The organism is Micromonospora sp. NPDC051924, from assembly GCF_055586005.1.
This window is the reverse complement of record NZ_JBVJJA010000036.1, coordinates 41537-52855: the sequence shown is the minus strand read 5'-3', so window position 1 is coordinate 52855 and position 11319 is coordinate 41537. Positions and strand designations below refer to the sequence as shown.

Below are 11319 nucleotides of genomic sequence, written 5' to 3'. Positions count from 1 at the left end.
GAGACTCTGTGTGCGCCTGGCGGATTGTGGCCCCAGGCGCGCTTTGTTGTGTCCGGAGTTCTCCGGGCGGGGCGACCAGCAGCGACAGGTGCACCGCGCACCTCCGCGCGACGCACTCAATTTCGGCCCGCAACAGGTGCGGGACGAGCGTTCCGTCAAGGAGACGAAACAAATGGCTATTGGCACCGTCAAGTGGTTCAACGCTGACAAGGGCTTCGGCTTCATCACCCCGGACGGCGGCGGCGCCGACGTCTTCGCCCACTTCTCGGCGATCCAGTCCTCCGGCTACCGGAGCCTGGACGAGAACCAGCGGGTCGAGTTCGAGGTGACCCAGGGCCAGAAGGGCCCGCAGGCGGAGAACATCCGCCCGCTCTGATCCTCGGATCGCCCAGTAACACCCATCGCGCCCTCCGGGCGCGCTGACGGGCCGGTCCGCCGCGCCACCCACCCGCTCACAGCGGGTGCGGCGCGCTGCGGCGGGCCGGCCCGTACCCTTTCGGTTCGTGCTTGTGATTCCCGGTGGGTCGTTCCGCCGGTGACGCGCCGCTCCCCGGCGCCCTTCCTCGACACGTGCCGCGTCGAGGAAGGCGTTTCCGCATGACCATGACCATCCCCACCTTCGCCGCCACCGGCCTGGCCCCGGCGCTGGTCGCCGAGCTGACCGCGCAGGGCATCACCGAACCGTTCCCGATCCAGGCGGCCACCCTGCCCGACTCGCTGGCCGGGCGGGACGTGCTCGGCCGCGGCCGGACCGGCTCGGGCAAGACGCTCGCCTTCGGCCTGCCGCTGCTGCACCGCACGGCCGGCCGCCGGGCCCGCCCCGGCCGACCGCTCGCCCTGGTGCTGGTGCCCACCCGGGAGCTGGCCCAGCAGGTCACCACGGCCCTTGCCCCGTACGCCGGCGCGCTCGGGCTGCGCTGCGCCACCGTGGTCGGCGGGCTCTCCCTCGGGCGGCAGGCGGACGCGCTGCGCGCCGGCGCCGAGGTGCTGGTGGCCACCCCCGGCCGGCTGCACGACCTGATCGACCGGGGTGACGCCCGGCTGGACCAGGTGGCGATCACCGTGCTGGACGAGGCCGACCAGATGGCCGACATGGGCTTCCTGCCGCAGGTGACCAGGCTGCTGGAGCAGGTCGCTCCGGGCGGCCAGCGGCTGCTCTTCTCCGCCACCCTGGACGGGGGCGTGGACAAGCTGGTCCGTCGCTTCCTCACCGACCCGGTCACGCACTCGGTCGACCCGGGCACCGCCACGGTGACCGCCATGACCCACCACGTGCTGCACGTGGAGGCGGCGGACAAGCCGGCCGCGCTGGCCCACATCGCCGCCCGCGAGGGGCGGACCCTCCTGTTCATCGCGACCAAGCACCGGGCCGACCGGGTGGCCCGCCAACTGCTCGCCAAGGGCGTACGCGCCGCCGCCCTGCACGGTGGCAAGACGCAGCCGCAGCGCACCCGGATCCTGGAGCAGTTCCGCACCGGCCAGGTCACCGCGCTGGTGGCCACCGACGTGGCGGCCCGGGGCATCCACGTGGACGGGCTCGACCTGGTGGTCAACGCCGACCCGCCGACCGAGGCGAAGGACTACCTGCACCGGGGTGGGCGGACCGCCCGGGCGGGGGAGTCCGGCACGGTGGTCACCCTGGTCCTGCCCGAGCAGCGTCAGGACGTGTCCCGACTGATGAACCTCGCCGGGATCAACCCCCGGACCACCCGGGTACGTCCCGGCGACGAGGAGCTGAGCCGGCTCACCGGCGCCCGTGAGCCGTCCGGCGTCCCGGTGACCGTGGCGCCGCCGCCGCATCCCGTGCCGTCCTCGCCGGGTCCCCGCCCCACGCGTTCCCGGCGCCCCCGCCGCCGCTGATCCCTCCGCCGGCACTCCCGAGTCGGGGATCAGCGACGGGTGGGTCCGGTTGCCGACTGTTTCTCCGCGCCGGGCTGGCGATGCTGGCGGCGGGGGAGATGAGGTCGGGTGTGCCGGCCGTGCGGGAGGGGGATCATGGCGGGCGACGTCGGCTCGGCGGCGACGCGTGAGCTGCTGCTGGTGCTCGCGGTCGCGGCGGCGGGGCTGGCGCTCGCCATGGTCGCGGCCTTCGCGCCGTGGCATCCGGCACCCGGCGCCCCCGCACCCGCCGGCCTGGTCGGCCTGCACGCGCCGACCGGCTCGGCCGGAGCCCACCGCGCCGCCACCGGTTGACGCCGGAAGCGGGGCGCCCGGGCCGGTCAGCCGATGGTCGTGCCACCCTCCCGGACCAGCAGTTCGGCCAGCGTGGTCCGGTCGACGACCAGGGCGATCGCGCCGTCCACCGCCAGCCAGACGTCGCGCAGCCCGGTGGCCACCCCGTGGTAGCCGGCCCGGTCCGCGGGCAGACCCCGGACGCTGGTGAGCGCCCCGCCGACCGCGCGCAGCACGTCCCCGACGGTGATCTCGGCGGCGTGGCGGGTGAGGGCGTAGCCGCCCTCGTTGCCGCGGGCGCTGTGCAGCAGTCCGGCCCGGCGCAGGTCGAGCAGGATGCCCTGGAGGAAGCTGAGCGGGATGTCCTGGCTCTCGGCCAGGCTCGCGGCCTTGACCAGGTCGCCGCCGGGTCCCCCGGAGCCGGGGGACCCGGCCGCGTCGGCGACCGCGAGCATGGCCCGGAGGGCGTAGTCGGCGCGCGCGGAGACGTACACGGCGTCAGTTGCCGGCCTGGTCCAGCACGCCCCACCGCCGGCGGATCGCCTTGTCGGCCGCGCCGAAGGCGGCGTCCACGAGCAGCCCCACCACCAGGATGACGATCATGATGGCCATCAGCCGGGGCGCCTCGCTCAGTTCGCGGGCGTAGGTCAGCTGGGCGCCGATCGAGGTCCGGGTGGCGATGACCACCAGCAGCTCACCGGCCATCAGGCTGCGCCAGGCGAAGGCCCAGCCCTGCTTGAGCCCGGCGACGATGGCAGGCAGCGCGGCCGGCGCGATCACGTACCGGTAGAGGTCGAGGCCGCGGGCGCCGAGGTTGCGCCCGGCCCGCACCAGCAGTGGCGGCACGTAGTCGACGCCGTGGATGACGCCGTTGGCCACCGAGGGCGCCGCGCCGAGCACCACCACGAAGAAGATGGCCTGCTCGCTGAGCTGGAAGAGCAGGATGGCCAGCGGGAACCAGGCGATCGACGGCATGGTCTGCAACGCCGTGATCATCGAGCCGAGGGCGGCGCGGAGCACCTTGACCCGCGCCACGGCCAGGCCGAGCAGCAGCCCGACGGCGACCGCGGCGGCGAAGCCGACGGCGGCGCGGCGTGCGGTGGTGGCCAGGCCCTCCCAGAGCGCCGAGCTGACCAGGTAGTGGCCGAGGTCGGCGAAGACCACCGCCGGTCCGGGCAGCGCCCACGGGTCCTTCCAGCCGCTCCAGACCACGACCTGCCAGCAGGCTACGGCCAGGGCCAGCGCGGCGAGCTTGGGCCAGAGCGCGGACCAGCCGCGACGCAACCGGGACGGGGGCTTCTCCCGGCCGGCGATCTCCAGGGCGTCCAGTCCGGAGATCTCCGCGTCGGTACGCGGGGACCCGGCGAGCGTGTCACTGGCCATGGCGGCCCACCTCCGTACGCAGCCGGTCGGTGACCTCGGCGGCGATGGTCGCGATCTCCGGGGAGTCGATCCGCCGGGGTCGGGGCACGTCCACCCGGGTGGACCAGATGATCCGGCCGGGCCGGCTGGAGAGCAGGATGATCCGGTCGGCGAGCCGGGCCGCCTCCCGGACGTTGTGCGTCACGAAGAGCACGGTCAGCTTCCGCTCGGACCAGATCCGTTCCAGCTCGTCGTGGAGGATGTCCCGGGTCATCGCGTCGAGCGCGCCGAACGGCTCGTCCATCAGCAGCACCGGGGTGTCCAGGGCCAGGGTGCGGGCCAGCGCGACCCGCTGGCGCATGCCGCCGGAGAGCTGGTGCGGGCGCTTGCGGCCGAAGTCGGCCAGGTGGACCGTCCGTAGCAGCTCGGCGACCCGGGCCCGGCGCTCGGCCCGGGGCAGCCCGCGCAGCTTGAGCGGCACCTCGACGTTGGCCTCGACGGTGAGCCAGGGGAAGAGCGCCGGCTCCTGGAACATCAGGCCGGGGTTGACGCCGTCGCCCAGTTCGATCCCGCCGCCGCTGACCCGGTCCAGGCCGGCGACCAGGTTGAGCAGGGTGCTCTTGCCGCAGCCGGAGGCGCCGACCAGGCAGACGAACTCGCCGGGTGCGACGTCCAGCGAGACCCCGTCCAGCGCGAGGACGCTGTTGCCGCCCTGGCCGTACACCTTGGTCACGCCGCGCAGCGCGACCGAGCCGGTCGCTCTGCGCGGGGTCGTCGTGGTCGACGTCACGGCTGGGTGACCTCGGGCTTGCCCTGCGCCTTGAGCACCTCGTTGAGGAAGGACAGGTCGTACAGACCGTTGAGGTCGACCGGCTGGGTGAGCCCGACGGCGACCGCGTGGTCCAGGCCGGTCTTCAGCGAGGAGGCGATCGGGTCGTTGGTGAACTCCAGGGTCGGCCAGGCCTGCTTGATCAGCTTCACGTCCAGCGGCTTGCCGGTGATCTTGCCGATGTGGTCCGAGATGGCCTGCTGCGCCTCGTCGGGCCTGGTGTTCACGAACTCGTTCGCCGCGACCTGCCCCTCGACCAGCTTCTTCACCACGTCCGGGTGGGCCTTGAGGAACTTGGTGCTGACCAGCAGGTTGGTGATCACGAACTTCCTGTCCGGCCAGAGGTCGCGCTCGTCGACGAGGATCTTGCCGCCGGTGTTGAGCAGGCGGGAGACGAACGGCTCGGGCACCCAGGCGCCGTCGATCGCGCCGCTGCCGAAGGTCTCCACCGTCTGCGCGTTCTCCTGCGGGACGACCTTCACGTCGCCGCCGCCCTCCTTGGTGGTCTGCAGGCCCTTCTCCTTGAGCCAGTAGCGCAGCGCGACGTCCTGGGTGTTGCCGAGCTGCGGCGTGGCGATCTTCTTGCCGCGCAGCTGCTCCACCGCGATAATCTCCGGCTTGACCACCAGCGCGACACCGCCGGAGGCGGCCCCGGAGACGACCCGGACCGCCTCGCCCTTGGACTTGGAGAAGGCGTTCACGGTCGGATTCGGGCCGATGTACGTGGCGTCGAGCGCGCCGGAGAAGACCGCCTCGATGGCGGCCGGGCCGGCGTTGAAGGTCTTCGTCTCCAGCTTGACGCCGCTGCCGAGCTTCTCGGCGAAGATGCCCTTCTCCACGCCGACGACGGCCGGCGCGTGGGTGATGTTCGGGAAGTAGCCGAGGCGCAGCGTCACCGGACCGGACGTGCCGGCGGCGTCGGTGTCGTCGCCGCAGGCCGCCGTGCCGCCCAGGGTGGCCGCGCCGACCACGGCGAGGGTGGCGAGGGAGACCAGCCGACGGAAGGGGAGCCGTCTCATCGTGATGTCCAATCCACAGTATTCCTACTTAGTTGGTAGGAAGAGTGGGGCAGGCGCGGAGCGGCGTCAACCCCCATCCACGATCCGGAACGGCCGGCCGGGTATTCACGGCAATTCCCACCTGTTCGGTGGAGTAAGCGGGGCCGCTCGGCCCACCCGGACGAGGGCCGCCGGGAGTGCCGCGCCACACCACGGGTGCGGGCCGTGCGGACGCGTTAGGGTCGATCACGTGCCGACGCGGAGAGCGAGAATTCCAGCGACGAAGTACCCGGTCGAGCGGTTCACGCTCGGCAACGGCCTGCGGGTGGTGCTCACCCCCGACCGCAGCGCCCCGGTGATCGGGGTGGCGGTGGTCTACGACGTCGGCATCCGGTCCGAGCCGGAGGGGCGTACCGGCTTCGCCCACCTCTTCGAGCACCTGATGTTCCAGGGCTCGGAGAACCTGGAGAAGCTGGCCCACTTCCGGCACGTCCAGGGGGCCGGCGGCACCTTCAACGGCTCCACCCACCTGGACTACACCGACTACTTCGAGACCCTGCCGAGCAACGCCCTGGAGCGGGCGCTCTTCCTGGAGGCCGACCGGATGCGCGGCCCCCGGCTGACCGAGGAGAACCTGCGCAACCAGGTCGACGTGGTCAAGGAGGAGATCCGGGTCAACGTGCTCAATCGGCCGTACGGCGGGTTCCCCTGGCTGACCCTGCCGCCGGTCATGTTCGACACCTTCCCCAACGCCCACGACGGCTACGGCTCCTTCGACGACCTGGAGTCGGCGACCGTCGCCGACGCCGCCGACTTCTTCCGCCGCTACTACGCCAGCGGCAACGCGGTCCTCGCGGTGAGCGGCGACATCGACGTGGCCGAGGCGACCGCGCTGATCGAGCGGCACTTCGGGGACGTGCCGGCCCGCCCCGCCCCGGAGCGGCCCGACTTCGCCGAGCCCGGCCTGACCGCCGAGCGGCGCGCCTCGTACACCGACCAGCTGGCCCCGCTGCCGGCGGTGGCCAGCGCCTGGCGGGTGCCCGACCCGGTCACCGACTTCACCGGCTACCTGCCGTACGTGGTGCTCGCCGAGGTGCTCACCGACGGGGACGCCTCCCGGCTGGTCGAGCGGCTGGTCCAGCGGGACCGGTCGGTCACCAGCGTCGGCGGCTACCTCGGCTTCATGGGCGACCCGTTCGACGTCCGTGACCCCACCGCCCTGCTGCTCCAGTCCCACCTGCCGCCCGGCGGCGACGTGGACAAGGTGCTGCGTACCGTCGACGAGGAGCTCGACCGGCTGGCCACCGACGGCCTGACCGACGGGGAGCTGGCCCGCACCCAGGCGCGGATGGCCACCCACCTGCTGCGGGACACCGACGCGGTGCTCGGCCGAGCGTTGCGGATGGCTGTCCTCGAACAGCAACGCGGCGAGCCGGGACTGCTCAACGAGCTGCCCCGGCTGGTCGGCGAGGTGACCGAGGAGCAGGTCCGCGCCGCCGCCGCCGCCCTGCGGCCGGAGCGCCGCGCGTCCATCGAGGTCATTGCCGGAGGTGTCCGGTGAGCGCGAGGAGTGAGTCGGGTTTGCGAGCCCCGCAGTCGCGAACGGAGGAGGGTCGGTGACGGCAACCGTGGAGACCGGGACCCGGCCGCTGCCGCCGCTCGGGCCGAACCGCCGGCTCAAGCTGCCCGGGCAGGCCGAGCGCACGCTCGGCAACGGGCTCACCGTGATCGCCGTACGCCGGCCCGCCGTGCCCCTGGTCGAGCTGCGGCTCTGGATGCCGTTCGGGCGGACCCACATCGCCCGGGGTGCGATGCTGGCGCAGACCATGCTCTCCGGCACGGCGACGATGACCGCCACCGAGATCGCCGCCGAGCTGCAGAAGGTCGGCGGCGGCCTGTCCGCCGGCGTCGACCCGGACCGGCTGATGCTCTCCGGCGCCGGCCTGGTCACCGGCCTGGACCGGATGCTGGAGATCCTCGCCGACGTGCTGACCGGGGCCGCCTACCCGGCCGACTGGGTGGAGACCGAGCGGGACCGGCTGGTCGACCGGATCCAGGTCGCCCAGAGCCAGCCCGCGCACCTGGCCCGGACCGCGCTGCTCAAGCGGATCTACGGCCGGCACCCGTACGCGGTCCAGACCCCGGAGCCGGAGCAGGTCCGCGCCGTCAAGCCGCCCGCCCTGCGCAAGCTGCACGCCGAGCGGGTGCACCCGGCCGGCGCGGTACTGGTGCTGGTCGGCGACGTGCAGCCGGAGCGCGCCCTGGACGCCGCGGAGCGGGCGCTGTCGGGCTGGAACGGGGACGGGCACGTGGCCGAGCTGCCGCCCGCGCCGCCGCTGGAGCCCGGTCCGCTGCTGCTGGTCGACCGGCCCGGCTCGGTGCAGTCCTCGTTGCGGATCGCGCTGCCCGCGGTGCCCCGCACCCACCCCGACCATGCCGCGTTGCAACTGGCCAACCTGGTCTTCGGCGGCTACTTCTCCTCCCGCTGGGTGGAGAACATCCGGGAGGACAAGGGCTACACGTACGGGCCGCACTCGCTGGTCGAGCACTCGGTCGCCGGGTCGGTGCTGGTCGCCGCCGCCGAGGTGGCCACCGAGGTGACCGCCCCGGCGCTGCTGGAGACCATGTACGAGCTGGGCCGCCTGGCCGCTCTGCCGCCGAAGCCGGACGAGCTGGAGCAGGCCCGCCAGTACGCCCTCGGCACGCTCCAGCTCGGCATGTCCACCCAGGCCGGCCTGGCCTCGCTGACCAGCGCGTACGCCGGCAACGGGCTACGCCTGGACTTCCTCGCCGAGCACGCCGCCCGGCTGGCGAAGGCGACCGTGGACGACGTGGCCGAGGCGGGTGCCCGCTACCTCGCCCCGGCGAAGGCGGTCACCGTGGTGCTCGGTGACGCCGAGCGGGTCTCCGGCCCGCTCGCCGCGCTGGCCCCGGTCCGGACGGAGTCGGCGTGAGCGGGCGAACCGTCCGGCTCAGCAGCGTGGCGGCGCCGTGACCGGCGAAGGCGCCCCGCCGCTGGCCCGCGCCACGCTGGACCGGGCGGCGCACCGGCGTACCGACCCGGACTGGCTCGCCGCGGCGTGGGAGCGGGCCCGGGTGCTGGTGCTCGACTCGACCGACGACGGCCGGGCGCTGGTCCGCGGCCCGGAGCGGTCGGCCCGGCCGGAGCTGGTGCTGATCGGTTCCGGCGAGCTGCCCGAGGTGCCCCGCTCGGTGCCGATGTTCCTCGGCATCGAGCCGGACGGCGTACCGGTCTTCGCGGTGGACGGGCCCCTGCCGGAGTTGCCCGGCACCCGGCCGGCCAACCTGCGCGAGGTGGGCCATCTGCTGGTCGACCGGGACGCGGGCATCTTCACCACCGCGCTGGCCCTGATGAACTGGCACCTGCGGCACCGGTACTCGGCGGCGAGCGGGCACGCCACGCAGGCCGACGAGGCGGGCTGGTCCCGGGTCGACGCGATGGGCGACCGGATGTGGCCGCGTACCGATCCGGCGATGATCGTGCTGATCCACGACGGGGTCGCCGGCCCGGACGGCCGCTGCCTGCTCGGCAACAACGCCACCTGGGCGCGCAGCCCGGGGCAGCGCCGCTATTCCTGCCTGGCCGGCTACGTCGAGCCGGGGGAGTCCGCCGAGGCCGCGGTGCTCCGCGAGGTCCGCGAGGAGGTCGGCGTCGGGGTCGACGAGATCGCGTACGCCGGGAGCCAGTCCTGGCCGTTCCCGGGCTCGTTGATGCTCGGCTTCCTGGCCCGCGCCGACGCCGACGAACCGATCCGGGTCGACCCCGCCGAGATCGCGCACGCCCGCTGGTTCACCCGCCGGGAGATCGGCGCCGCGCTGGCCGGGGAGCCGGTCACGGTGGACGGCGGCGACCGGCTGGTGCTGCCACCGCCCTCCTCGATCGCCCTGTTCCTGGTCCACCGCTGGCTCGACGCCCACCGCTGACCCGCCGCACCTCGCCACCTCGCCGATCTGGCGGGGCCGGCGGGTCAGCGGTGAACGACGGGCAGCCCGGGCCGGAGTCGGAACGCGGCCCCGGCCCGTGACCGTCGTTGCCGCGGCGGTCACGGGCCGGGAACACGGGCCGCCGTGGCCGGGTGAGGCGAGGAACGCGGCGGGGGAGCCGGGTCCGACCACGACGGACGTCAGCGGCGGGTCAACTGCCGCCCCAGCAGTACGGGTACGTCGGGTCGGGGTCCGCGATCGGGAGCACCTTGACCCGGTGCCGGCCGCAGCGGACGGCGCCCACCGACGCCAGCGCCCGGGCGAGCAGCAGCGCGGCCTCCCGGTCCTCGGCGTGGACGACCTGGCGGCGTGGCTCCGGCGCGGTGGTCTCGTCCCGCAGCCGGCCACCGCCCGCCCACGCGGCGGCGATGTCGGTCTCGGCGACGGCACGGATCTCGGTGCGGACGATCAGGAACCGCATGGGTGTCCCCCGGGTACGGACGGACGGATACGCGCTGGAACTTCCACGTCACTTTTTCGACATGTTACGCCCGGGAGTTGTCCCAGCAAGTGAAACTCGACGATTGTTCGCGGTCGTAGACCGATCGGGGGAGCCCAGGTCAGCACGGTTGCCGGGGGTGGACACGCGAAGGGGCCGCCGGCCCGATGCCGACGGCCCCGAGGTTGGCCTGATCAGTTCAGATCGAACTGCCCGTTCTTCGCGCCGGCGATGAAGCCCAGCCATCCGGCCCGGTTGAACAGCAGGACCGGTCCGCCCCGGTCCTTGCTGTCCCGGAGCGCCACCGCCGCCGGCCCGGTACGCAGGGGCGCGACCTCCACACAGTTCGAGGTCTGGCTCCGGATGCTCTTGCGCCAGGCGGCGCCGGCGAGCTGCTGCGCGAGGTCGGACGAGCTGTTGTGGATCTCGTTCATGGTTCTGCTCCTGGTCTGGAGTGCTCCGATGGGGACGAGTGACGCCGCGGGCCGGACCGGCGGTCCCGCGTGGATCACCGGTCCGTGGTCAGACGCCCCGAGTCGCGGCGGCGCTGGGCCGGCGCCGCCGCCGGTCCGTACGCCACTGTGGACTCGACCGCCGTCTCGGGCCGTCCCGTCGCCTCGATGAGCCAGGAGAGGGTGTCCGATGCGGAGAGCGCCGCCGAGCAGAGCCACTCGAAAACCACTTTATAGCGATTTAGGGTGTTTACCTCGGTCGACATGACGTCGGTGAACCCACCTTCGATGGCGAGCGTCTCCGGATCGAGGGGGTCGGCGAACCGGTAGACCGAGAAGGCGGTCGGCGGCAGGTACCAGTCGCCGACCCGGGTGTCCCGCAGCAGCAGGTGCAGCGTGACGTTCGGCAGCATGGCCAGCTCGCACAGGTGGATGAGCTGGTCGTGCAGCACGGCCGGCGGGCCGGCCCGCCGGCCGAGCGCCGCCTCCTCCAGCACCGCCGTGTAGCGGGGCGCGTCCGGGCGGGTCAGCAGGGACTGGCGGGCCTGGCGGGCGCGTACCTCGTTCTCCGGATCCTCGCCGCCCTCCGGGTCGCCGGCCTGCTCCGCCACCCGGGCGGCGGAGATGATCCGGTGCCGGGCGTACCCGGGAGTCTGGAGCAGCCCCGGCACCAGCACCGGGTTGTACTCCGAGATCTCCGAGCAGCCCGCCTCGAGCTCGGCGAAGGCACGCTGCTGCTCGGTCATGACCGGGAAGTTGCGCAGCCAGCCGCGCATGTCACCGGCCTCGTGCGTGATGGCCAGCAGCTCCGCGCGCTGCTCGTCGCCGGCGCCGAAGAGGTCGAGCAGGACGCCCACGTCGTCGGGGTCGGGGCGGCTGCGCCCGTTCTCCAGGCGCGACAGCTTGGACGCGGAGGCCCAGCCGATCCGTTCGATGACCTGGTCCCCGGTGAGCCCGGCCCGCTCGCGCAACCGGCGCAGTTCAGTGCCGAGCCTGCGTCGGCGCAGGATCGGGCCTGGTGCGGTAGGAGGCACGGTGTCCTCTTCTCCGTCGACCGTCGCG

The 11319-nt window shown here is 73.5% G+C and carries 13 protein-coding genes; 6 read left to right on the top strand and 7 right to left on the bottom strand.

All coding sequences use genetic code 11. The features are described 5' to 3' along the window. Positions 1-172: 172 nt before the first annotated feature. The 3 genes from cspE to ACZ6S5_RS25325 all read left to right on the top strand — a co-directional run bounded on the left by cspE (position 173) and on the right by ACZ6S5_RS25325 (position 2193). Entirely contained in the window at positions 173-376 is a 204-nt protein-coding gene (gene cspE / locus ACZ6S5_RS25335) for a transcription antiterminator/RNA stability regulator CspE (protein WP_007464836.1), read from the top strand. Between the two features lie 221 nt (positions 377-597). After that, positions 598-1860, top strand: coding sequence for a DEAD/DEAH box helicase (locus tag ACZ6S5_RS25330; RefSeq protein WP_466004293.1), 1263 nt, complete (start codon positions 598-600; stop codon positions 1858-1860). 135 nt (positions 1861-1995) lie between these two features. Then, positions 1996-2193, top strand: coding sequence for a hypothetical protein (locus tag ACZ6S5_RS25325; RefSeq protein ID WP_466004291.1), 198 nt, complete (start codon positions 1996-1998; stop codon positions 2191-2193). Between the two features lie 26 nt (positions 2194-2219). On the opposite strand, the gene ACZ6S5_RS25320 is transcribed toward ACZ6S5_RS25325, so the two are convergent. From ACZ6S5_RS25320 to ACZ6S5_RS25305, 4 genes are read right to left on the bottom strand one after another with little or no spacing between them, the layout of a single operon-like run. Continuing rightward, positions 2220-2666, bottom strand: coding sequence for an RrF2 family transcriptional regulator (locus ACZ6S5_RS25320; protein WP_466004289.1), 447 nt, complete (start codon positions 2664-2666; stop codon positions 2220-2222). Between the two features lie 4 nt (positions 2667-2670). After that, on the bottom strand, positions 2671-3555 hold the full coding sequence (locus ACZ6S5_RS25315; RefSeq protein ID WP_466004287.1) for an ABC transporter permease: 885 nt from the start codon (positions 3553-3555) through the stop codon (positions 2671-2673). Then, positions 3545-4324: an ABC transporter ATP-binding protein gene (locus tag ACZ6S5_RS25310; protein WP_466004285.1), complete on the bottom strand. Its 780-nt coding sequence runs from the start codon at positions 4322-4324 to the stop codon at positions 3545-3547. Before ACZ6S5_RS25310 ends, ACZ6S5_RS25315 begins: the two co-directional genes overlap by 11 nt. Then, complete coding sequence (locus tag ACZ6S5_RS25305; RefSeq protein ID WP_466004283.1) at positions 4321-5382, bottom strand: ABC transporter substrate-binding protein; 1062 nt, start codon at positions 5380-5382, stop codon at positions 4321-4323. Before ACZ6S5_RS25305 ends, ACZ6S5_RS25310 begins: the two co-directional genes overlap by 4 nt. A gap of 229 nt (positions 5383-5611) precedes the next feature. On the opposite strand from ACZ6S5_RS25305, the gene ACZ6S5_RS25300 reads away from it, so the two are divergent. Genes ACZ6S5_RS25300 through nudC form a run of 3 tightly spaced genes read left to right on the top strand, consistent with a single transcriptional unit; the run spans position 5612 to position 9306 of the window. Further along, positions 5612-6922, top strand: a complete 1311-nt coding sequence (locus tag ACZ6S5_RS25300) for a M16 family metallopeptidase (RefSeq protein WP_466004282.1) — start codon at positions 5612-5614, stop codon at positions 6920-6922. Between the two features lie 55 nt (positions 6923-6977). Next, a complete protein-coding gene (locus tag ACZ6S5_RS25295) occupies positions 6978-8315 on the top strand; it encodes a M16 family metallopeptidase (protein WP_466004281.1) in 1338 nt (445 codons plus the stop codon). Positions 8316-8352: 37 nt separating this feature from the next. After that, positions 8353-9306: an NAD(+) diphosphatase gene (gene nudC / locus ACZ6S5_RS25290; RefSeq protein ID WP_466004279.1), complete on the top strand. Its 954-nt coding sequence runs from the start codon at positions 8353-8355 to the stop codon at positions 9304-9306. Positions 9307-9517: 211 nt separating this feature from the next. On the opposite strand, the gene ACZ6S5_RS25285 is transcribed toward nudC, so the two are convergent. The 3 genes from ACZ6S5_RS25285 to ACZ6S5_RS25275 form a co-directional block, all read right to left on the bottom strand. After that, positions 9518-9787: a hypothetical protein gene (locus ACZ6S5_RS25285; RefSeq protein ID WP_466004277.1), complete on the bottom strand. Its 270-nt coding sequence runs from the start codon at positions 9785-9787 to the stop codon at positions 9518-9520. Between the two features lie 212 nt (positions 9788-9999). After that, positions 10000-10239, bottom strand: coding sequence for a DUF397 domain-containing protein (locus ACZ6S5_RS25280; protein ID WP_466004276.1), 240 nt, complete (start codon positions 10237-10239; stop codon positions 10000-10002). Positions 10240-10313: 74 nt separating this feature from the next. Further along, positions 10314-11291: a helix-turn-helix domain-containing protein gene (locus ACZ6S5_RS25275; protein ID WP_466004274.1), complete on the bottom strand. Its 978-nt coding sequence runs from the start codon at positions 11289-11291 to the stop codon at positions 10314-10316. Positions 11292-11319 lie beyond the last annotated feature (28 nt).

What these genes read in the sequence shown, in the direction of transcription:
- ACZ6S5_RS25280 (WP_466004276.1), bottom strand. Translation starts at nt 10,239, where the DNA reads ATGAACGAGATCCACAACAGCTCGTCCGACCTCGCGCAGCAGCTCGCC.
- ACZ6S5_RS25325 (WP_466004291.1), top strand. Translation starts at nt 1,996, where the DNA reads ATGGCGGGCGACGTCGGCTCGGCGGCGACGCGTGAGCTGCTGCTGGTG.
- ACZ6S5_RS25330 (WP_466004293.1), top strand. Translation starts at nt 598, where the DNA reads ATGACCATGACCATCCCCACCTTCGCCGCCACCGGCCTGGCCCCGGCG.
- ACZ6S5_RS25305 (WP_466004283.1), bottom strand. Translation starts at nt 5,382, where the DNA reads ATGAGACGGCTCCCCTTCCGTCGGCTGGTCTCCCTCGCCACCCTCGCC.
- ACZ6S5_RS25285 (WP_466004277.1), bottom strand. Translation starts at nt 9,787, where the DNA reads ATGCGGTTCCTGATCGTCCGCACCGAGATCCGTGCCGTCGCCGAGACC.
- ACZ6S5_RS25315 (WP_466004287.1), bottom strand. Translation starts at nt 3,555, where the DNA reads ATGGCCAGTGACACGCTCGCCGGGTCCCCGCGTACCGACGCGGAGATC.
- cspE (WP_007464836.1), top strand. Translation starts at nt 173, where the DNA reads ATGGCTATTGGCACCGTCAAGTGGTTCAACGCTGACAAGGGCTTCGGC.